The organism is Shewanella sp. 8A (assembly GCF_023475945.1).
In the GTDB taxonomy this organism is placed as follows: Bacteria; Pseudomonadota; Gammaproteobacteria; order Enterobacterales; family Shewanellaceae; genus Shewanella; species Shewanella xiamenensis.
In genome coordinates, this window is the sequence record NZ_JAMDJP010000017.1 from 70,140 (window position 1) to 91,863 (window position 21,724).

Here is a 21,724-nt window from a genome sequence, read left to right on the forward strand (position 1 = left end):
ACTGCATTCAGTGTGGCTTGATTGGTTTTTTAAATAAAATAATCACAACATAGTAAAAAGCGCTGCATTAGCAGCGCTTTTGGTTTTTAGCCTTGGCAGTCGGCAGGCAGATATTCGTCGGGAATGCCATTACTGCTACATACCCAAGTCACATTATCCTGCTCGTCGACTTGTGGCGATAGGTACACCTCATAGTCTTGATAATCCCCTAGGGTTTCACCGCCAACAAACCCGACTATGCCATCGGTGTAGAGATTAAAGGTGGCCAGTTGTGCATCCGTGAGCCCAAGGACTTCCAATTCTGTCGGCCAAGCTTTGTGGGCTTGGTAGTAGGCCGTTAAAGTATCTGTAATGGGCGTTAATGACTGATGTAATTGATCTATATGTTTAACCGCAGCATCGGTATCGGGAACGGTCAAAGTTAAAGCCGGAGTTTGATCAGTTGGCGCCTCATAACTTACTTCTGCGCCCATTTTTTCTTGGTATTCCTTATAGGCGGGAATCGCGACCGCTGCTGCCACACCGATAATCGCCGCAAGGATGATAATCCCGCCGCCTGCTGTGCCCATACGTGGCATAAACAAACTAAAGAGATAGGCAAATACACTGCGAGAAGGCGCCGTATACACTTTGCCTTGTGCGGTTGCTTGTACTCTTGCCATGCGTTTAGTCAGCCAAGGATAGCTGCTATTGATCTCATGGAAAGACATCCAAAAGCCGCTCGACTCTTGGGTTTGGCGAATATATTGATCGACATTCATCCGTTTCCACTGCTCAACCCCGGCGGCAAGTACGGCGACCGCATTGGTGGCTGAACGTAAGCTATTGCAGCAGCGCAAGCCGTGTAAATCACAGGTATATTCACATGCGCGAGCATAGGCGGCGCCGATCAATGGCAGCCAAGTGGCAAACACTAACAGCGGTTCTTTGCCAATATGGTTACGGCGAATATGGCCAAGCTCATGACCGATATAAAAGTTAATTGCGTCTTTATCCGACTCAAGTGCATCCACTATTGATGAGAACAGCACTATGTAGTTGCGGCGCAAAAAGCGGGTTGCGAGGGCGTTTAACATACCATCGGCGGCTAACAGATAGGCGCGCGGTGGTTCTTTAATCTCTAAACGCTCACAGCAGGCGAGGTATTGCTTGTGTAAATCGGGGAACTGCTCAGGGCTAATCTCAACCGCCGTTCCCTTTAAGTAGCTGATAAACGCCGAGTGGGTGAAGAGGTAGATAATAAAAAACATCAGCACATAAATCAGGGCGAGACCTTTAGTGGCTATGATAAGCACGGCCCAAATCAGTCCTGAAATAATCGCTAAAATTGTAAAGAGTGACTTTTCCTTCGAATAGACGGTATCGGTCATTTGAATAGGGTTGTCGTTCCCTGCACTAACCACTTGTTCCATGTTGATCCTTTTCCTAGTGAAATAACAAAGCGGCGTGAAAATAGTCAATTTCACTAGGAAATTCAATCTCTATAACTGGAATAACCGATAATTTACCTTTTCGTGCTAAAAATGGCTTAAGGTGCCAATACGGCGGTGCCATTTTTAATCGCGTTTTGCGCCAGTTCGTAAACCTGCTTTTCGGCTATATTAACTAGCTTTTGGTGTTCATCGCCGAGTTGCTCCATCTCTTTGCCCATCACTTCCATCGATGCGCCTAGGCTTTCAATTTGCGCGTTACTCTCAGCATCTTTTTCACCTGAGGCGAGATTGACTAAGAGGTTGTTGGTTTCGGCACTGATAGCATCACCCTTTACTTGCATTTGCTCGCCTAGACGCTGCATTTTTTCGCCTTGGATCTGCATTGGGCGCACGGCCTCTTTCACTTGATTTACAAGGGCTGGATCGGTAATCACATAGCGGTTTCCGCCAGTCTTAACCCACAGGTAATCCGTTTGGTAAGCATTGCATTGTTGTTTGAGTGTGTTCCAATCTTGGCTTTCACCCGCGCCTATCGTGAGCTCACCATCTTGGCGTACATAAATCCACGAAAAGTCAGGATAATTACTGCTATTGATTGAAATATTGGTTTCGGTCGATGACTGAGTGCTTGTCTGCTGTGTAGCCCAAATTCCACAGGGGATAAGTACGAGGATCAATAAGCCGCCAAATACTTTAGTGCGTGTGTTCATAATGCTTCCTTGTATGAATAAGTGTTTGTGATTAACTCACCTGTATAAGCAGAGTCCATGCCAATAAAATATTCTTTATTTATCATTCACATGTAGAAAGTGTCCGCCTGGCGAGCCTAAATGTGTCCGCGCGTTCAGTCTCAATGTGTCCGTTCAGTGGACACTTTTGGGATAACCCATCAGGCTGCACTACACTTAGTCGAGTTTGTTAAACACTGCTTGATTGCGGAACAGGCATTGAGTGGTTATTTGTGGAGTAGTGCTGTTTTTTGCCAGTTTGATAAGCGTATTTTGCTTAAGTCAGCTTAGGTTAAGCTGAGATGGCGTTAGCTATGGCAATGAATAGTGATTGGTCGTTGATATAAGGGACTCAAGAGTATGAGGTTAACTAAGATAATCAATATGCAAATCGCAGGAATAGCGGGGTTTTTAGCCATCGCTTTGAGTATGCCTGCTATTGCGGCTGAAAAGCCTTCCTTTGACTGTAGTAAAGTACAGCCGGACAGTATCGAAGATATGGTGTGTAAGGATGCGGGCTTAACTAAGTTAGATAAACAATTGGCCGAGGTCTATGCTAAGGCCACCGCAAAAGCTAAAAATGAACAGCCTCCAACGTTAAAAGCGCTGCAACGGGGTTGGGTAAAAGGTCGCAACGAATGTTGGAAAAGCGATGATAAACATGCGTGTATTGAATCGAGTTACCAAACACGGATTGCAGAGTTACAGGCGCAATATCGCCTCGTTGAGATGACTGGCCCAGTATTTTATGCCTGCGATGGCAACCCTGCCAATGAAGTCGTGGTCAGTTACTTTAATACTGAACCCGCCACCTTAATTGCAGAGTATGGCGATCAAACTTCCTTGATGTTTGTTCAGCCAAGTGGCAGTGGCGCTAAGTATCAGGGGCGCAACGAAAGCCTATGGGAACACCATGGCGAAGCCAAAATTGTCTGGGGATATGAAGCGCCAGAAATGACCTGTACGGTCAAAACAGCTAAATGATTAAAAATTAACACCAAGCCCTAGGTTATAACTGACATCCCGAACATGGCGTATCGAGGTTTTAGTCTCATTGATATCATATTTGAATGAGAGGTAAATTTGCTGAGTCAGTAGATACTTAAGCCCAAATGTTGAGTCCGAAATATAATCAATGGTTGGTGTGTCAGGAAAGGCGATTTGGAGATCGGCATAGGTCTCCAATACGCCATCAAACCAATATTGTTTATAGTTGAGCGTGGATGCCCAAGCGTTGAGTTGATAGGTAAATATTTGGGTATCCAACCAAAAATGGTTGTACGTAACAACAAAGTCCAGTTTATCTCGTCCTATTCCCCAAAACCGATAACCCGGACCAATCGCGGCGTAATAGTTGCTAATTGGGAAGTCGAGTCTATCTTCTTGAAAATAATCTTCTTGCCGCAATAACCAATGTTCACTGATGAGGTAGTCAAGGCTGTAGTGGCCTTCAATCGTATTACGTTTGGTGGCGTTACCTTCGGTTTCATAGCGCACTTCACTTTTCAGGTTATGGCGCCATTGCAAGGTTTCGGCTGTGATATCACTTTTTGCATGGAGTTTTTGGGTATTTTTGCTGTGGCTGGTGACATCGAGTGCGGCCTCAACACTGCCACTATAGCGCCACTCTGAGTCACTTTTTCGGTCTGAATACACCAGCTCACTAATGGGAATTTGTTTATTGTTAACCTGAACAAACCCATCGAGTTCGGAGGATTTTATGCTCACATCTTGTAGCGTACGGTTGATGCTCCAATGCTGATTTTGGGTGGTTTCAAAGCTTTTAATCGCGCTACGCTCTATGGATATTTTGGGGGAATAACTGGGTTTGATAACTAAGTGTGCTTCGTCAAAGCTTTTAATTTCGCCAGTGATTTTATCGCCATTTCTCAGTAACACAGTATCTGCCAGACTTTGCCCACTTAAGCCTGCCAGTAATATGGCTACAGATAACCTAGAAAAGTGATTTGGCATTAGTGGCTGGCTCTAAAAATAAACAGTGTCGAAGATTTGGGCATTCTAGCCTATATGGCGCAGAGTAAGGCAATAACAATAGGCGAAGATTTCAGGAATTGGATGTTAGCACCCAATTCCCTATCTTGCTTAAGGATCAACGAGAATTGATTTCGGTGATTTTGAGATTGAGCAATTGTTTCTGCCAACGGTTTTTGTCAACGCCTTCAACCCAAATCACAGGGCTCTTACGTTGCTCGCCCTTACGTAGGTAGGTTTCTGGCATGCGGAAAATCGCTTCCCAGACTTCCAGTTTTTCGGTTTTGAGCAAGGTGCCATCGTCGGCAAAGAAGCTGGCTTCGACCTCAACTAAAGTCACGTGCTCGCCGCTGGTGCTGGCAAGCTCAAAGGTCAAGCCGAGTTTATCCTGCTTCCATTGGCTCTCGCTGAAGGTGACTTTAATGCCGTCTTTGGCAGTAGAGCCTAAGATCTCGGGTCTGGCGATGGCATTGGCGGTCAAGGTAGTGACAGGTTGGGTTGCTTCAACGGCGGATGTGCTGCTGGCTACTGCCGCTGCGGCTACGGCTGTTGTTACAGTAGAACTTGGGGCCGCAACTGTAGCAACAGCTGGCGATTTAGCGGCTTTGGTCTCTGTGATGATATATTCCCAGGTAAAGTCGTCTTTTAGTCTGACCTGAGCGCCATTCTCAAGGGTAATGGTGGCCACATCGGCTGCCATCACTGAGGATGAGAGCAATAAGAGTGAACTAAGTGCGCTAAGGCGAAATAAGGTTTGCATTGATTTTCTGGCTCCGGTATCCATCTGAGTCAACATTCTGCCCTAACATAAACAATTTGCAGCATATTCGTCACTGTCTAAGTCGCGTTTTGATGAATAAAGCGGATTTAGCCGTAAGAGAGGGCAGGCTGAGTTTAAGGTATGCGCTTAGGGATAAAAAGTATCAGGGCGTTGTCATAGAGTCGGATTGTCTATAAACGTCTGTAGAGGAGAGTAAAATGCAAGGTAAACATTGTACTTATGGACTCGTTATCGGCTTGATTTTCAGTGCTGTAACCTGGGCAGATGAGCCTCCTAAAACGGGCTGTGCTGCAAAATTAGCGGCTATAAGTGCTGAACTCACTGAGGCTAAGGCTGCTGGTCATCAGCACAAAGTGGCAGGGCTAGAAAAGGCCTATAGTGAGGTTGTAAACCATTGTGACGATGACAGCTTAACTGCCGAGCGTTTAGCTAAAATTGAGGTCTTAGAGGCTAAATTAGCCGAGCGCCAGCATGAGCTTACCGAAGCGATTGCCGATGGTAAGCCTATGGATAAAATCAATAAAAAACGCCAAAAGATTGCAGAAGTTGAATCTGAGCTTGCTAAGGCTAGAGCAGAGCTCGCACAATAACTTCGGACTCTTTCGGTTTAACCCGCATACCCTATGCTCAAAATGGTCGATTCAGTGCTGGAGTTATAACCTGCACTCAGCATGACATGCTCTGTTAGGCGATATCTTAGGCCTGCTTCGGCACCCCAATGTTTGGACTTATCTTCTTCCCACGAGGGTTTGCCATCGACAATGCGGGGTGAAATATTGTTGGTATAAGCTGTGGTGCTGATATAGAGGCTGCCGCCCGCATAAATGCTAAAGTCATTGGTTAAACTGTAGCTTAAACCTAAGCGCCAGAGGCTTTCTTGTCGATGTGATAGTGCGGGTTCTGGCACCTCAATATCGGTTTCACGACTGCGGGCATAACCAAGGTAATAACCCCATCGCTGATAATCATCATCGAAATGATAGGGCGCAAGGGTGATTCCGTAGAGATTATCTTCTGCGGGAACGTAATCGAGCATGAGCGCTACATAGGGAGTGGTGGTTCTCTCAACTGATTTATCTGGCATCATCAGATGATTTGAAGTGTTATATTCCGTTGCCTGTAGCGGTTGGCATAGGCTCAGTAGCCCAATGCTAAGATAGGCGAATTTAGCTAAATGACGATACATGGGATGGCTTCCTTGGTAGCAGGTGGATTATTGTTCATTTCCTTTTGTGTGTGGTCAATTCAAAATGCTAAAATCTCTTTTAAAATAATTGGTTGTAAAATTTTTGTATCTTATGGTGAGTGTTTTTAAAGGGATATTTAACTGAGGGTAACCCAGTTGTTTCCTTTGTATGACTTTGTTGCGCTAGCGCCTAAATTGGAGTGAATTGTGGATCAGGAAATAAGGCTCGAAATTTCGGCATGGTTAACGGGTTTGGGAATTGACAGTCAACCATCCGACGGAATATCAACCAGCATTATGCTGCTTGCTTGCGTGTTAGTCGCGGCCATTGCCTATTTTATTATGCGCCGTGGGGTGATCCGCGCGGTTAACATGGTGATTCTGCGATCTAGAGTGACGTGGGACGATGTGTTTATGCGCTATAAAGTGCTCGAAAAGCTGGCGATGTTAGTGCCCGCTATCGTGCTCAATCTGCTGGTGCCTATAACCTTAACAGAGCATCCGGTACTTAGCGGCTTAGTTGATCGTCTACTGAGTATCTGGCTGGTGGTATTGATGATCCGCGCTATCTACGCGGGGCTGGATGCGGTTAATGAAATCTCTGACATCAATCTGGTTAGCCGCCGACTACCGGTTAAAAGCTTTGTGCAGTTGTTTAAGTTGTTCCTATTCTTTGTCGGCCTTATCGTGTCCCTTTCTGTGCTCGCCGATCAGTCTCCTGTGTACTTCCTCAGCGGCTTAGGTGTAGCGACGGGTTTTGTAATGTTAGTGTTCCGCGACACGATTTTAGGCTTTGTCGCAGGGATTCAGCTCGCAGCCAACCGCATGGTAAGCAAGGGCGACTGGATCCAAATGGATAAGTACGGCGCCGATGGCGCGGTGGAGGAGGTGTCCTTAACTACAGTTAAAGTACGTAACTGGGATAAGACCATCACCATGATCCCCGCCTATGCGTTAGTCTCGGATGCGTTCCGTAACTGGCGTGGTATGTCGGAATCCGGTGGTCGTCGGATCAAACGCGCGGTTAATATCGATATCAACAGTATTAAGTTTTTAACTGAGGAAGATCGAAATCGCCTGAGTAAAATCAATTGTTTGAAAGAGTATTTCCCCGCCAAGATCAGCGAGATCCAAGCGTCGAATGCTAAAGTGTCGGATCTGGATATGATGGTCAATGGTCGCCATTTGACCAACGTGGGGACTTTCCGCGCTTATTTGCAGGAATACCTGCAACGTCACGATAAAGTGCATAAGGATATGACCCTGATGGTGCGCCAATTGGCACCGACCACCGAAGGCTTACCGATTGAGGTTTATATCTTTACCAATGATACCCGCTGGGCTTTTTATGAGGCGATACAAGCGGATATCTTCGACCATATCTTTGCCGTGTTGCCTGAGTTTGGTTTGCAGGCCTTCCAAGCGCCGACGGGTAACGATATCCGCAGTCTAAAATCGGTGAAGGTCGAGGGTTAGTCTCGACTGACGAGAATCGCGGCGAGGGTAAGAAATACGCCGCCGCTGGTTCGGTCAAACCAATGCAATTTGTTGCTGGCCTTAAGGCTAGGTGCCAGCACATTGGCCATCGAGGCGTAGATCATTACAAAGCTAAAGTCGACCAGCGCCCAAGTGAGGGCAAGAATCGCCAATTGCGGTAATTGTGGTGCGGTTAAATCGATAAATTGTGGAAATAACGCCGCAAAAAACAGTAGGTCTTTAGGATTGCTGATCCCTACTAAAAATGCCTGTTTAAAGAGTTGTTTAGGCTGACCATTTCCTTCTTTTTTTGCCACTTCCAATGGCTGAACGTGCTGTTTTGTGAGCAATAATTTGATACCCAAAAACACCAGATAGGCGCCACCACACCACTTGAGTATGGTAAAGCCGTATTCCGAGGCGCTGATCAGTGCCCCTAAACCTGCCGCCGAGGCCACCATTAATACCAGTGCGGCGCACACACTACCAAGCCCTGTGGCTATGCTGCGTTTTTTACCGAAATGAATACCGTGGGACATAGACAACATTGCAATAGGCCCAGGAGAAATACCAATCAAAACAATCGCAAAAAGATAGAGTAACCAAGTTTCGGTCTGCATGTTTTGCTCCGAGTTAGATGAGAGAATTAGCGTTTGTTATCGGGTGAATAATCAGGGATGACCTTAGGATGACGTCCCTTAATGCTGCGGTAAAAGCATAAAATCTCAGCCATATCTTGCTCTATATCCGTGGGTTGCAGTGGTGAACGGATCACCACGGCTTTACGCGCAAAATCTAAGCCTACAGGGACAATAGCGACCTGCGCTTTGGTCGCGATATGGTAGAAGCCGCATTTCCAACGGGTAACAGGGCTGCGCGTTCCTTCGGGGGCGAGTGCCAGTTTGTATTCGGACTGGGTGGCAAACAGTTGCACCGCAGAATCGACTAAGTTATTGTTTTTACGCCTATCAACTGGGCTACCACCAATCGCTCGGAAGAACCAACCCCAAGGTGGAATAAATAATTGATGCTTACCAAGGAAGTGGATGCGCGTAGCCAATGCACCGCGGGCGAGTACCCCAATAATAAAGTCCCAGTTACTGGTGTGTGGTGCGACAATGACAATGTATTTGGCTTGATTGGGGAGTTCCCCTTGGATTTGCCAGCCTGAAATCTTGAGTAGCCAGCGGCATAAATGTGTAAACATAGTGTGGTGCCCAGAGTCGAAAAATGAATAATATCATTAGCTTTTTTTAATTATAAATCGACTTAGACAAGATAGTCTGGGCCGAAATACTGATAATACAGTCTAACCTGATTGTGAGGGAGCGGTACTATGTTGCGACAAGGATTGATAAGAAAACCCATTTTGCAGTCTCTCGCGGCGCTTTTGCTGCTATTTGTTGGGCAGGTAAGTGCGGTGCCAACTGATGAGATTACCCAAATGTTAAAAGGTCAGGAAGATGCGTGGAATCGCGGTGACCTTGATGCTTACATGCAGGGTTATTGGCAGAGTGAGCAGCTTAGATTTGTCTCAAACGGTAAGTTTCGTTACGGCTGGGAAGAAACGCTTGCAGCCTATAAGAAAAATTATCCCGATAAAGAGGCACTAGGAGAGCTGAAGTTCACCATCAAAGAAATCAAAATGCTCAGTAACTACGCCGCAATGGTGGTGGGTCGCTGGGATTTAAAGCGGCAAAAGGATAGCCCGACAGGCGTATTTACCTTGCTGGTGGAAAAAATTGATGACCGTTGGGTGATCACTATGGATCACAGCTCTGACTGATATACTAAAAATCGGCTAAGCAGTCGGGCTGTTGCGGTAATTGGGACGGTAGGGTGAAGTGAAAATCCTGTTGTCCCAAACGTCGTCCCTTGCCATCGTATCTCACCTCAGTGAACTGAACTTCCCCTTGGGCATTTTGTAGCAAAATGCTGGTGGAACGAGTGCCATAGTCGGGGTGGCAAATATAAATCGCCGCGAGTCGGCGTTCCCACTCTAGCCCGACGCCAGTGTCGGGTAGCTCGTGATCCTGTGGCCGAGAATCATCCTGCATCAACCGTATAAGTGACTCTAGCTCAAGCGGTCCCGATTGTTGAATAAGGGCCTCGAGCGAGCGCTGACCTTTAGCCATTTTCGGCCAAATATCATCGAGCGCGCCGTTGCTTATTGCATGGAATCCTGCCGTGAGTTTTACCGTTTCTTGCTTAAGACTATTAAAACAGTAGAGATGAGTCCCTTGGCCAAACACGAGATTGAAGGGTTGATAATTTTCAGCGTGTTCCACAAGCCAGTTAGGGCAGATCAGCGAGCCCGAACTTAATGCCTGAATGACAAGTTCGCCGCGGCTGCGCATCGGCTCTTGGGATTTTTGAGCCACCCTGAGGTTAGTGACTCCGGCAATTTGTCCCTGCTTATTCACCCCAAACCAAGTGCCGCCCGCCTGTAAATCTTTGCCCGCGAGCATATTCTGCTTAGGCGGCCAAAACTGTGCAGGTGCAGTGGGCCTGTGGTGAAACTCATCCCGATTCGCACAAATAATCAGTGGATACTGGGGATGAGTATTAAGGGCGACGAAAAGTATGCACATAACAGGCTAAGTTTATCCAAAGATGGGGTTAACTTAGCCTGTCTGTCGGCAAATGAACAGTGTTAGTGCTGGTGCTTATCGCTATGGGGATGGCTGTGGCCGCTAGTCTGACCGTGTGAATGAGAGTGGCCATGCCCGTGCACATGTGATGTTTCGGCTGTTTTAGCATGCGCGTGCGCATGATCATGGCGGTGTTTATGGCCGTGGGCCACAGGTTTTAACATCATTAAGCGGCGCAAGAATTTACGAGGCCCGAGGCGCAGTAAGCTGGCTGCAAATAAGGCTGATAAGATCAGCAGTGCCGTGAGGTTAATGGCTTCTGGTAGAGTGAACAACGAGAACCACATGGGCAACTTAAGGGCAGCAACGAGGGCTATGGCAATAATTGCCAGCAAAATCCCCCGTTGCGACCAGCCCATAAGTTTTAGCTGAGCGATATTCAACACCGGAGCGGCAATCAAAGGCAATACGATGGCCAGCGGACTCCAGCCGCTATAGGCTAAGGCGATTGACAATACGGCCGCGCCTAAATTGCAGAAGCGCATTGGTAAAAATACCAGCAATAGCACGGTAATCTGCAATATAGGATTACTTAGCGGTACCGAAGGGTGACCAATCAAGTTAACTAATACTAAACTGAGGAGCACCCAAGGTGCGCTGCGATCAACCAAATGGGCGAAACCAAAACGCAGGGCTTGGCTTGGTAATTTAGTATGGGGATCGGTAATATCGACCCGCGCATAGGCTAAATAGGCACTCATGATCAAGACGACTACGAGTTGAAACAGCGCTAACCAAGGGCCAAGCAATAGCGCCGTCAGTACGAGGGCTTCTGGGCCCGCTAAACGTTGGAACCAACGACGGGCGAGGCTATTGTCCTGTGGTGTTAAACCAAGCTGGAACCTTAGTGCTGCTACGGCGTAACTGAGTAATAGCACTGGCGCTATGGTCATTAGCCATGTTGTTAGCTGCTCTGTACTGTGGTCGTGATGGGCATGTTCGTGACCGCCAGAATCCATCAATAACAGCATCATTAATAAACCAATACCGAGCAAACTGCCGATACCCGCCTGATATTCATACTGGCCTTGTTTATCTGTTTCCTGTTGACCATGTGGCTGATGTAACACCACATGCAGAATCGATCCTGTCACAAAAGCTTGTAAATAAACAGTTTTATCTATGCTCATGTGTGATAAAAGCTGTTCGCTAGCAAAATAGCCAATACTCGTGAATAGCATAATGGCGCCAAAAATAACCAGCGTCCAACGGGCACCAAGATGAGGTTTTAGTATCCACCAAATAGCAAAACCAACAGGGAGACGATGGAGTATAACGCCCAAGGCTAACAAAATGGAGTTGCCCTCATTTTGGGCTAATACCATAGCGCTCCCATCTGTGATGGTGTGCAGCAATAAGCCACTAATGCCAAGAAAAAGGGCAAAATTATGCGTAATTTCAGAGTAGCGGTGGAACAAGCGTTCACTGGCTGTGGGCCCCCACAGGCCGAGTACTACAAAGACGATGGCCAGCAGGCCGCCATGCTCGAGAAGTTCAGGTAGAATATGGATCAGCACTAATCCGCCTAAGGAGACGAAAATAAAGCCATCAAGTCCCTTCTGCAATCCGCTGCCTGATGCAAAGTAGCGGTAAAACAGTGGCCCGATTAAGAGTGCGAGACAACTAGCAAGAAGATAGAGCATGGATTCCACGAAAATTGGCTGAAAAAACGCTGTAGTATACCAGTTGTAATTTAAATGAGCAGCGACTTACAGGCAATTTACTCAAGCGAGATGTTGTGCTGTGGCTTGTAGTAAAAATGAATCAACGACTCAATGGCTTATGGATGATAGGTAAAAACCGCTAGAGGATCATAAAACGGCACTCATAATCCATCTTAAGGAATTTTCTAGATAATTTTTCACATCTGTAACGCGAAAAAGTTATACAATATGTGCTCATGTTGGCTTAGACGTTGATAAAGTTAAATGGATATATTTTCTGCTGCGGTAATGTTGTTTCTCATCATGGACCCCCTCGGTAATTTACCGATATTCGCGTCGATTTTACGGCATATTGATCCTAAAAAACGTCGTAGGGTTTTGATTCGTGAACTCATTTTTGCATTAGTGATCATGTTGGCCTTCTTGTATGCCGGCGAAGCCATCTTAAGTTTCCTAAATCTGCGATCTGAATCGGTCAGTATTGCCGGTGGGATTATTTTGTTTCTGATCGCGATTCGGATGATTTTCCCCCAGCCGGGTGGTGTGGTTGGCCTTGCCGCAGGGGAGGAGCCATTTATCGTGCCGATGGCGATACCATTAATGGCGGGACCATCTATTCTTGCCGCGCTCATTTTACTAGCGCATACCGATAGCTCACGTATGGGGGATTGGACTATTGCTCTCGTATCAGCTTGGGGCGCGAGTGCGGTTATCTTAATGTTTTATAAACTCTTTACCCGTATGTTGGGTGAAAAAGGGTTAACGGCTGTTGAACGTTTGATGGGGATGGTGCTGGTAATGATATCGGTACAAATGTTCCTCGATGGAGTATCAAACTATATGAAAACTGCTGGGTAAGCGTATTGCACCAAGTTATCAAAAACCGCATTACATCGTTAATGCGGTTTTTTTATGGCAAAAAATCGCTGTTGAGGATGCTTGCTGAACCAACGCTGACAAAAGTATAAAAACCATCACCTTCCAATCTGTATCAAGTTGTTACACTCTTGGTGTCCTGATATGTTTTCACATCCCATTGAAGTTGGCTTTCCGATGAGGGAAGACAACCAATAAACAAACTTGCCATAGAGCAAATAGGCACTAGCCTTAAAAAATAGCTTGGCTATAACAGCGCAGATTGTGACGGAAGGAAGACGGTAATGCGAAGTACAAAGAGTATCACAGCGTTTGGATTGATGTTGGCCTTGCTGAGTGGCGCGAGTATTGCTGCGCCCAATCACACGCCAGCGGATGCAGGAGTCATTAATAAAGAGCGGATCCTCTATTGGCTGATTAAGCGGGGTGAAGTCTCAGAGGATGCCAGCGATAGCGTTAAGCAAGCGGCCGTTGAAGCCTTTATTGCTCGCGCAAGTTTCGCACAGCCTAAAGAGCCTAGAATGGTGATTGAGGCTGAGCATGAACGCCTGCAAAAAGCCAAAACATCAGCGGTGATGCGTGCACCCGCACAGCGTGTTTTAGCGGATGCAGATGTGACTAAAACGGTTAAGGTATTAACCGTGCTGATTGATTTTCCAGATTTAAAATATAATAACAATGGCTTAACAGCGAGTGATACCGACATGTATTACTCGAGTTATCCTGCTTCTCACTACAAGAATTTACTCTTCTCTACGGCTGGTTTTAGTGGCCCGCAGGGGCAAACTTTAGATTCGGCCTATCAGTATTACCAAGCTGTTTCGGGCAAAACCTTCTTCTTTAGTGGTGACGTTAAAGGTTGGTATACCGCTAGCCAAAATGCTGATTATTATGGCGCTAATGATGCTGACACTGGCAACGATGTTAATGTGACTGAACTGGTTAAAGAAGCAGTATCGCTAGCAGTAGCGAATATGTCAGCTGCAGAGCTTGCAACCTATGATATTGAAGATCCATATGATTTAAATGATAACGGCAATCTAAACGAGCCCGATGGTATTATTGACCATGTGATGATTTTCCACTCGAGTATTGGGGAAGAAACAGGGGGCGGTAAATTAGGGGACAACGCTATTTGGTCGCACCGTTATTACGTGGATCAAGGTACTCAAGGTTACACTTTACCGGGCTCGAGCAAAAAACTCTTTGGTTACACTATCCAACCGATCGATGCTGCGACTGGGGTCTGTACCCATGAATTTGGGCATGATCTTGGGCTGCCCGATGAGTACGACACTACAGACAACGCTAACAAAGATGGTTCACCTGTTGGTTATTGGTCTTTAATGTCGGGAGGCAGTTGGACTGGGGTTATTCCTGGTGCGCAGCCGAGTGGTTTTAGCCCCTACGCACGTTCGTATTTACAGACAAAATATAAAGGAAAGTGGCTTAACGAGCGCGAGATTAGTTTAGACAGTATTCCTAAATCGGGTATGGAAATCACGCTTAATCAGGCGATAAACCAAGATGCCGTGAATCAAATATCGATACCGCTTCCAGCGGCACAAATTGCCTTTAAAGCACCTTATCAAGGGAGTTACCAGTACTACTCTGGTCAAGGTAACATGCTGACAAACAGTATGAGCTTTACCACAACCTTGCCTAGCACCAGCGAAAAACTCACACTCTCTTTGCAGGCGAGTTGGGCAATTGAGACTGACTATGACTATATGCAAGTTAAGGTTAATGGTACGGCGATTGCGGGTAATTACACTAAGTCGATCAACGCCATTAACAATGCCCGACATATTATCACTGGTAAGTCATCAGACATCTCTACCGCAGTGGGCAGCGATGCTTGGGTTGCCTTGGAATATGATTTGTCAGCCTATGCAGGTAAGAGTGTCACCATTGAATTTACCTATGTGACCGATGAGGCGGCAATTGAGTCGGGGATTACTATCGACAATATCAGCATTAAACAGGGCGTAACTGAGCGGTATGCCGATAATGCTGAGGTGGCTGGTAAAGCGGCTCTTGTGGGTTACAGCCGCATTACCAGTACTCGCCCTGGCGCCGCATCCCGTTACCTTATTCAATTACGTAGCCATAATGGTGTCGATGCGGGCTTAAAGAGTAAAGGGTTTGATCCTGGTGTACTGCTATGGCTAGAGAATGCCAGTTACAGCGATAACAATGTATCGGATCATCCCGGCCGTAGCTTGATAGGTGTGATTGATGCTGACCAGAATATGATTGGCACTCTTTCTACCGATGAACAAATCCGTGATGCGGCTTTTAGCATGGTAAAACAAACAGCTTACTCTGGGGACAATAACCTCGATGCGGTCAGTCTTTTTGATGATAGTTTGGATTACAGCGCACCACTACAACCTCAGTCTGGCATGCAACTGCAACAACTAGGGTTGACGATGCAAGTGGTATCTCAGGCCAGCGATAACCGCACCGCGGTAATTCGTTTAGCCAATGCGAATGCCGATCCAGTTCCCATTACACCAAGTGATCAAGAAAGCTCTGGTGGTGGCAGTCTAGGTTGGCTAAGCCTGATGTTGCTCGGTGGTTTTGCATGGCGCCGCCAGCGCCAATAAGAAGGGATTGTTCTAACGAAAAATGCCTCTGATATAGAGGCATTTTTGTTTTAGCTTAAGAGAGCTAGGGTTGTAGCCTCGCCATCGCTTGTACAGCGGCCGGAAGGAACATTTCACTGACAAACATTTCCTCTTCGTCATGGTGAAAATATCGGCGTCGGCCCCAAAGTTCATGCTCGACGTTTTGCGCTAAACTCTGTGCCAGTTGGGCAAGGCGGCTATCGGTGTCAAATTGGGCGATTTCAATGCGACCAGGAATGAAGCTATCTTGGCTAAATAATAATTCGCCGAGTGGGCGTGTACCTAGGCCTAAAAAATCGGCTTGGCGTGTCGATAACAAAGACTGAGGGATCAAGGTTCTGGCAAATACCCAAGGTACAGAATCGAGGCAGAGTAACACTTCGCGCACCCAAACGGTGTTTTGCTTAGGATATTCCCCTTCGAGCGGGGCACATTGGCCTTCACCAAGGATTTTTACTTCAAACTTATCGCAGCAGGTTTTGAGTTTTTGCGTCAGGCTTCCTGGCGCCAGTAACCATTCCTTAAGGGGAGAAGCGGGAAGATTTTTGGCATTATCGGCACAAAACCATTGAATAGATTCGCCATAGGGAAAGCTTAAGCTGGTCACATTCATTAAATACTCGTTACAATATAAGCAAACGTCGGCAGTCTACCAGATAGATTGGGAAGTTTCTTCCATTGACCATTATTGTTTTTAGGGAGCTGTAAACCGCGATGAAAAAATTATTATCAGCCTGCCTGATCTTGCTCAGTGCTGTGTTTAGCGCATATGCAGCCGACGAGAAAGCTCCACCCCCTACTGGGGATTTCGCCTATTACGGGTTTGAGCCCGAAATTGTGACTAACTATATTTCAAACCGCAAAAAGCTCGGGTTTGTAAAGATCAGTGTTGAGCTGATGGTAAAGAGTCCCGATGATTTAGTGATCGTTGAGCGCCATGATCCACTGTTGCGTGCCGCCATTATTGAGGTGCTGGGTAACCAAGCCGAAGAAAAAATTAAGTCTCTTACTGGCCGTGAGGAAATCCGCCGCGAATGCTTTGATATGGTCAATAATCTGCTGACCAAGGAAGCGGGTAAACCTATAGTAGTCAATCTACTGTTTACCTCTTATCTTTACGATTAATCCAGCCAATAGGCTAAGGGCCGATCTTTGGATTGGCCCGCTCTTGTTGAACCATCATTATGTCTAAACCCGTCGTTAAAATTGCCGCTAAGCCTGCGATGTCACCCACAGGAAAACGCAGCAAACCAAGCTCGCCTAAGCCACTTGTGGCAAAATCAGCCAAACCAGCCAAACCAGCCAAACCAGCCAAACCAGCCAAACCAGCCAAACCAGCCAAACCAAATATTGCCCCCGCTAAAGCGACGAGCAAGCCAAAACAGGGCGTTGAGAGAAAGACCTTACACCCGCGTAATTTGCATGCTCACGGCTATGACTTTTCGGCGTTGATGACAAGTTACCCTAAGCTAAAAACCTTTGTTCGGCCAACGCCATACGGCGCCTTATCTATCGATTTTGCCGATCCTTTGGCGGTGAAAACCCTCAATGCGGCCCTCTTGAAACATCATTATGGGCTGGCGTTTTGGGATATTCCTAAGGGCGCGCTGTGCCCACCAATCCCCGGACGGGTCGACTATCTACATTACTTGGCTGATCTGTTGTTCGAAGGCGCCCCCGTCCAGCGTGCTGGACAAGTCAGTGCTTTAGATATCGGCACTGGGGCGAACGGCGTTTATGCCATCCTAGGGCATCAAGTGTATGGCTGGCAGTTTGTCGCCTCGGATATCAATGCCGAGTCGCTAGCCAATGTGCAGCGGATTATCGACAATAACCCGAGTTTGCAGGGGCACTTATCCTTAAGGCAACAGCAGGATGAAAAGGCGGTCTTTAAGGGGATCATTCAGGCATCTGACCGCTTCGAGTTAACTCTGTGCAATCCTCCCTTTCATGGCTCGTTAAAAGAAGCTAGCGAAGGCTCGCTGCGCAAGGTGCGTAATCTGCAACTTAATCGCGGTGAACAGCCTAAAACGACCAGCGCAACCTTAAACTTTGGTGGCCAAGCGGCGGAGCTTTGGTGCCAAGGCGGAGAGAGGCAATTTTTAGCCACAATGATCCGCGAGAGCCAAGCGTTTGCCGAGCAGTGTCTGTGGTTTACCAGTTTAGTGTCAAAGCAGGAAAATCTTAAACCTTGCTATCAAGCATTGGCAAAGTTGGGTGTTGATACCGTTAAAACCATTGAGATGCAGCAGGGTAATAAGATCACCCGAGTGTTAGCCTGGAGTTTCCATTCGCAGGCTAAACGTTTGCAGTGGCGAAATCAGATCGTCAGCGGGACATAAAACAACAGGCGCCGAGTGCGCCTGCTTTTTTACTCAGCCTCAATTACTGGGCTTTTCCTGTGGATGGTCGCGGCGAAATAGCGCCCACTCTTCAATCTGTTCACCGTTTGGCAAGGTACACATACCGTGTTCCCCCTCTGCGGTTCTTTGGATTTCCGATATGCCACCGAGGGCGGCGCAATACTCTGATGCCGGGTTGGCGATTTGTGCTTTCGCTTCCGTTTTTGTTTCAGCCTGAGCGTTTGTTGCTGGCTCGGTTTTCTCGCCGCAGCCGATTAAGCTGGTGCCGATGATGATGCCGATTAACAGTGGTGAGGTTAGTTTCATGCTGTTTTCCTTGTCATTGAGTGACTTATTTTCGTCCTAAAATCCGCAAAATACGCAGAAATAGATTGATGATATCCATATACAAAGCGGCGGCGCTATCGACGGCGTTATCGACGGTTTTCGGGATTTGGTTCGCGCGGCCCCAATCGTAGCCAATATAGCCACAAAAGATCAGCACAACTATCCAATCTAAAATGCCGTGATGGGTATTAAAGATAAATATTTCAATTAGTTCGACCACTATCACCAATAGTAATGCGATGGTGAGTACCCCAGATATTTTTTGGAAAAAAGCTGGAAACAGGGTGCCCAAACACATCATGGCAATCGTGACTAGGCCAGTTATTCTAATCGCTTCAGTAACTAATGCGGGATCGTACTGACTGACAACCATATTAATAATCAGGCCGAAGGGCACGACTACAAAGTTATAGCCAATAAAGCTGACGAGGGGATTAGTTGAAGATTGGAACAGATAAATCCCCAAGAAGCAGGAGGCGAAGTAACCGATAAAGAACACCCACGGATTCACGCTGGCAATCGCTTCGGGGTCGATATAGCTGACCATCATATAGTTCACGGCAAAACCCCAGACGAGGGTTAAGCCAATCACTAAGTTATAGACACCCGCGCCAATAATAGGGTCATCGGTTGTGCGGCGGTCAAATACGCTATTTTCAGTATCCATTTGATTTGTCATTCCTTAATTGTAAAAAGCGTGCTGAATATTAAAGGTTAATGTGCTACTCACCACATATCTTGCAGTGAGGGTGCTTGGGTAATTTCATCTCGCGAAATTCCATGGTCATAGCATCGATCATCAGCATTCGTCCTGCCAGTGTTTTGCCCATACCCGTGATGACTTTGATTGCTTCAACCGCCTGCAAGCAGCCGACCATACCGACGACGGGCGCAAGAATACCGGATTCGACACAGCTGAGTTGCTGCTCGCCAAAAAGTGAACTAAAGCAATGATAACAAGGCGTTTGCGCTTGATAGTCAAATACGGTGACCATGCCTTCCATGCGGATGGCTGCGGCAGAAACCAGAGGGATCTTGTGCTTAAAACAGCTCTTATTTAATTGCTCACGCACGCTGACATTATCAGTGCAATCGACCACGATACTGTGGTTGGCGACTAAGGCATCGATCTCATGGTCATCCAATACCGCATTGATAGTATTGATTTTAACGTGAGGATTGAGCTGATTAAGGTGCTGCTTGGCCGACTCGACTTTAGGTTGGCCAATAGTGGCATCCTGATGCAGCACTTGGCGCTGTAGGTTAGAGAGCTCAACCGTATCGAAATCGACTAAGGTCATCTCGCCAATACCCGCAACGGTCAAATATTGCCCCGCCGCGCAGCCTAAACCGCCGGCGCCAATCATCAACACTTTGGCGAGTTTTAAGCGTTCTTGGCCATCGATATCCATCGCCTTGATCGAGATTTGGCGGCTGTAGCGGGTGAGTTCGCTATCGCTAAGGATGTCTACTTGTTGATTCATAAAAAGACCTTAGCAAAGCACGCTGTTAAAGGGTTCAACCGTGACTTTTGTGCCCGCTGGCGAGTCACCTTGGAACTGTTCTAACAACACAAAGCAGTTAGCCAAACTCATAGAGGTCAACATACCCGACCCTTGACTGCCTGTAATGGCGACTTCCAGCTCGCCCTGTGCATTGCGGGATAAAATACCGCGCTGATACTCAACGCGGCCGGGCTGTTTACGCACTGGTGTCGTCAGGGTAGCCGATAACATCAGTGGCGCTTTTGGGGTTAAGCCCTGCATCTTGTTTAGAATTGGCCACACCAGCTTGTAGAAGGTCACCATAGAGGACACAGGATTACCCGGTAAACCACAGAATACTGCTTTGCCTATGCGTCCCATAGCGAAGGGTTTACCTGGTTTGATGGCGAGTTTCCAGAAGGTGATTTTGCCTTCTTCATCAAGGATCTGCTTCGTAAAATCTGCCTCACCGACGGATACGCCGCCCGAGGTTAAGACCATATCCGCTTGGCTCGCAGCATGGCGAAATGCATGGCGAATCGCCTCTGGATCGTCAGCGACAACTCCTAAATCCAACCATTCCACATTGGCGCGGTTGAGTAACCCTTGGATTGAATAGCGGTTGGAGTCGTAAATTTGCCCTGGCGCTAAGTCGCTGCCCACGGGGCGCAGCTCATCCCCTGTGGAGAAAAACGCGACCTTGAGTTGGCGGTAAACCCGCACCTGACTCACGCCAATGGTGGCTAATACACCGAGCTCGGCGGCTTTAATTTCGATGCCCGCTTTCAGCACTTTGGTGCCTTGCAACAGCTCTTCACCGCGGCAACGCACATTGGCGCCCTTAGCCTTAGGGTGATTGATTTGGATTTGATTGCCCTGTGCTTGGGTCTCTTCCTGCATTTGCACTGTGTCATAACCTGCAGGCACTGGCGCGCCCGTCATAATGCGCACGCAGGAGTTGGGGATAATTTCACCCTCAAAGCCATGGCCTGCGAAGGAGCTACCAATCAGTGTTAATGTGGTGTGCTCGGTTTGACTGTTTAAATCGGCAAAGCGAAAAGCGTAGCCATCCATTGATGAGTTATCAAAGGGGGGTAAATCGATACACGAGGCCAAATCCTCTGCTAACACGCGGCCAAGCGCGTGGGGAAGTGTAACGACTTCGGTGTCTGACACTGGGCTAACCTGCTCAAGCAGAAGGGGAATGGCTTGATCTGGATGCATTAAGCTAGGTTGCGAACAAGGATCGGCTTTCACGGACATCGGGTCTTCCTTATGGGCAAAGGGTTGGAGCAAATATGGGAGCTATTATGCCACGCTGCGCTTGCTTGGCTATGATCTGCATAGGAGTTTATGTGATTTGTTAGGTAGTTTTCCTTAAGTGTTGCCTAAGGTTTACTCTTTTTATACTTGAGTTTGCAGTAACGTTCGTGCGGTACTAAACGCGATTCTATGAACAAATGAAAATCATTTTTATCAATGAATCATTAACTTAGCTAAGTCAACAAAGGTAAATTTTGTTGCTTTTGCTGCCGCCCTTTATGACAATGTGAGCCGATGATTTAAGTGCGAATGCCCAAGAGGATTAACTATGCTGTCTGCAACCATGATCGAAAAGTTGAATGAACAAATTAATATGGAGTTTTTCTCCTCTAATTTATACCTGCAAATGAGTGCATGGTGTGAAGATCAAGGCTTTGAAGGCGCAGCAAAATTTATGCGCGAACATGCAGATGAAGAAATGGGCCATATGCGCCGTTTGTTCACCTATGTGAGTGAAACCGGTGGTTTACCTCTATTGGGCGCCATTGCAGCACCTCAGTCACAGTTCGATTCTCTGCTGGCGTTATTCGAGCTGACCTATGAGCATGAACAGTTAATTACTCGTCAGATTAACGCGTTAGCCCACACTGCATTTTCGAATCAAGATTATTCAACCTTCAATTTTCTGCAATGGTATGTGGCTGAACAGCATGAAGAAGAAAAGCTGTTTAAGTCGATTGTCGATAAGATCCGTTTAGTGGGTGAAGATGGCAAAGCGTTGTTCTTTATTGATAAAGATCTTGCCAAATTAGCCTCAAAGGGCGGTGAAAGTATTATGAATGCCCAAAGCCAACCGCAGGCTTAAGCGCA

General features: G+C 47.0%; 23 protein-coding genes. 9 read left to right on the top strand and 14 right to left on the bottom strand.

Translation table 11 applies throughout. The features are described from left to right. Positions 1-86: 86 nt before the first annotated feature. Complete coding sequence (locus tag M0413_RS14320; RefSeq protein WP_249554683.1) at positions 87-1,412, bottom strand: M48 family metallopeptidase; 1,326 nt, start codon at positions 1,410-1,412, stop codon at positions 87-89. Positions 1,413-1,528: 116 nt separating this feature from the next. Next, a complete protein-coding gene (locus tag M0413_RS14325) occupies positions 1,529-2,143 on the bottom strand; it encodes a hypothetical protein (RefSeq protein WP_249554685.1) in 615 nt (204 codons plus the stop codon). 402 nt (positions 2,144-2,545) lie between these two features. Between M0413_RS14325 and M0413_RS14330 the strand changes: the two genes are divergently transcribed. Next, positions 2,546-3,145 (top strand): MliC family protein, encoded by a 600-nt coding sequence (locus M0413_RS14330; protein WP_372841599.1) that lies wholly within the window; start codon positions 2,546-2,548, stop codon positions 3,143-3,145. On the opposite strand, the gene M0413_RS14335 is transcribed toward M0413_RS14330, so the two are convergent. Both M0413_RS14335 and M0413_RS14340 read right to left on the bottom strand, forming a co-directional pair. After that, on the bottom strand, positions 3,146-4,135 hold the full coding sequence (locus M0413_RS14335; RefSeq protein ID WP_037416307.1) for a DUF481 domain-containing protein: 990 nt from the start codon (positions 4,133-4,135) through the stop codon (positions 3,146-3,148). A 136-nt stretch (positions 4,136-4,271) separates the two neighbouring features. Further along, entirely contained in the window at positions 4,272-4,913 is a 642-nt protein-coding gene (locus M0413_RS14340) for a DUF3157 family protein (protein WP_249554687.1), read from the bottom strand. A 218-nt stretch (positions 4,914-5,131) separates the two neighbouring features. Here M0413_RS14340 and M0413_RS14345 point away from each other — a divergent pair, with 218 nt between their 5' ends. After that, entirely contained in the window at positions 5,132-5,524 is a 393-nt protein-coding gene (locus M0413_RS14345) for a DUF1090 domain-containing protein (RefSeq protein WP_249554689.1), read from the top strand. A gap of 17 nt (positions 5,525-5,541) precedes the next feature. Here M0413_RS14345 and M0413_RS14350 read toward each other — a convergent pair whose 3' ends face one another. After that, a complete protein-coding gene (locus M0413_RS14350) occupies positions 5,542-6,120 on the bottom strand; it encodes an outer membrane beta-barrel protein (protein WP_047536485.1) in 579 nt (192 codons plus the stop codon). A gap of 207 nt (positions 6,121-6,327) precedes the next feature. On the opposite strand from M0413_RS14350, the gene M0413_RS14355 reads away from it, so the two are divergent. Continuing rightward, positions 6,328-7,596: a mechanosensitive ion channel family protein gene (locus M0413_RS14355; RefSeq protein ID WP_037416320.1), complete on the top strand. Its 1,269-nt coding sequence runs from the start codon at positions 6,328-6,330 to the stop codon at positions 7,594-7,596. Here M0413_RS14355 and M0413_RS14360 read toward each other — a convergent pair. Then, positions 7,593-8,216, bottom strand: coding sequence for a LysE family translocator (locus M0413_RS14360; RefSeq protein WP_172589868.1), 624 nt, complete (start codon positions 8,214-8,216; stop codon positions 7,593-7,595). The two genes, M0413_RS14355 and M0413_RS14360, sit on opposite strands and share 4 nt — an antisense overlap. A gap of 26 nt (positions 8,217-8,242) precedes the next feature. Further along, complete coding sequence (locus M0413_RS14365) at positions 8,243-8,803, bottom strand: lysophospholipid acyltransferase family protein (protein WP_188871302.1); 561 nt, start codon at positions 8,801-8,803, stop codon at positions 8,243-8,245. Positions 8,804-8,932: 129 nt separating this feature from the next. Here M0413_RS14365 and M0413_RS14370 point away from each other — a divergent pair, with 129 nt between their 5' ends. Further along, positions 8,933-9,382: a YybH family protein gene (locus M0413_RS14370; protein WP_037416327.1), complete on the top strand. Its 450-nt coding sequence runs from the start codon at positions 8,933-8,935 to the stop codon at positions 9,380-9,382. A 4-nt stretch (positions 9,383-9,386) separates the two neighbouring features. Here M0413_RS14370 and M0413_RS14375 read toward each other — a convergent pair whose 3' ends face one another. Then, the gene (locus tag M0413_RS14375) at positions 9,387-10,187 is read right to left on the bottom strand and encodes an NRDE family protein (RefSeq protein WP_249554691.1); all 801 of its coding nucleotides are present in this window, start codon (positions 10,185-10,187) and stop codon (positions 9,387-9,389) included. A gap of 62 nt (positions 10,188-10,249) precedes the next feature. Continuing rightward, positions 10,250-11,890: a ZIP family metal transporter gene (locus M0413_RS14380; RefSeq protein WP_240292790.1), complete on the bottom strand. Its 1,641-nt coding sequence runs from the start codon at positions 11,888-11,890 to the stop codon at positions 10,250-10,252. Positions 11,891-12,175: 285 nt separating this feature from the next. On the opposite strand from M0413_RS14380, the gene M0413_RS14385 reads away from it, so the two are divergent. Then, entirely contained in the window at positions 12,176-12,769 is a 594-nt protein-coding gene (locus tag M0413_RS14385; protein WP_037416335.1) for a YhgN family NAAT transporter, read from the top strand. 302 nt (positions 12,770-13,071) lie between these two features. Next, the gene (locus M0413_RS14390) at positions 13,072-15,396 is read left to right on the top strand and encodes an immune inhibitor A domain-containing protein (protein WP_249554693.1); all 2,325 of its coding nucleotides are present in this window, start codon (positions 13,072-13,074) and stop codon (positions 15,394-15,396) included. A 64-nt stretch (positions 15,397-15,460) separates the two neighbouring features. Here M0413_RS14390 and M0413_RS14395 read toward each other — a convergent pair whose 3' ends face one another. Next, positions 15,461-16,030 carry a chorismate--pyruvate lyase family protein gene (locus M0413_RS14395; protein WP_037416341.1) on the bottom strand — a complete coding sequence of 190 codons (570 nt, stop codon included), beginning with the start codon at positions 16,028-16,030 and terminating at the stop codon, positions 15,461-15,463. A 101-nt stretch (positions 16,031-16,131) separates the two neighbouring features. Between M0413_RS14395 and M0413_RS14400 the strand changes: the two genes are divergently transcribed. Both M0413_RS14400 and rlmF read left to right on the top strand, forming a co-directional pair. Further along, entirely contained in the window at positions 16,132-16,542 is a 411-nt protein-coding gene (locus M0413_RS14400; RefSeq protein WP_037416344.1) for a flagellar basal body-associated protein FliL, read from the top strand. A 59-nt stretch (positions 16,543-16,601) separates the two neighbouring features. Beyond that, a complete protein-coding gene (gene rlmF / locus M0413_RS14405; protein WP_249554696.1) occupies positions 16,602-17,759 on the top strand; it encodes a 23S rRNA (adenine(1618)-N(6))-methyltransferase RlmF in 1,158 nt (385 codons plus the stop codon). 39 nt (positions 17,760-17,798) lie between these two features. Here rlmF and M0413_RS14410 read toward each other — a convergent pair whose 3' ends face one another. From M0413_RS14410 to moeA, 4 genes are read right to left on the bottom strand one after another with little or no spacing between them, the layout of a single operon-like run. Further along, positions 17,799-18,086: a putative hemolysin gene (locus M0413_RS14410; protein WP_249554698.1), complete on the bottom strand. Its 288-nt coding sequence runs from the start codon at positions 18,084-18,086 to the stop codon at positions 17,799-17,801. 25 nt (positions 18,087-18,111) lie between these two features. Next, positions 18,112-18,774, bottom strand: a complete 663-nt coding sequence (locus M0413_RS14415) for a Bax inhibitor-1 family protein (RefSeq protein ID WP_037416350.1) — start codon at positions 18,772-18,774, stop codon at positions 18,112-18,114. Positions 18,775-18,829: 55 nt separating this feature from the next. Beyond that, positions 18,830-19,591, bottom strand: a complete 762-nt coding sequence (gene moeB / locus M0413_RS14420) for a molybdopterin-synthase adenylyltransferase MoeB (RefSeq protein ID WP_249554700.1) — start codon at positions 19,589-19,591, stop codon at positions 18,830-18,832. A gap of 9 nt (positions 19,592-19,600) precedes the next feature. After that, a complete protein-coding gene (gene moeA / locus M0413_RS14425) occupies positions 19,601-20,854 on the bottom strand; it encodes a molybdopterin molybdotransferase MoeA (protein ID WP_047536506.1) in 1,254 nt (417 codons plus the stop codon). 328 nt (positions 20,855-21,182) lie between these two features. Between moeA and ftnA the strand changes: the two genes are divergently transcribed. After that, the gene (ftnA, locus tag M0413_RS14430) at positions 21,183-21,719 is read left to right on the top strand and encodes a non-heme ferritin (protein ID WP_037416358.1); all 537 of its coding nucleotides are present in this window, start codon (positions 21,183-21,185) and stop codon (positions 21,717-21,719) included. Positions 21,720-21,724 lie beyond the last annotated feature (5 nt).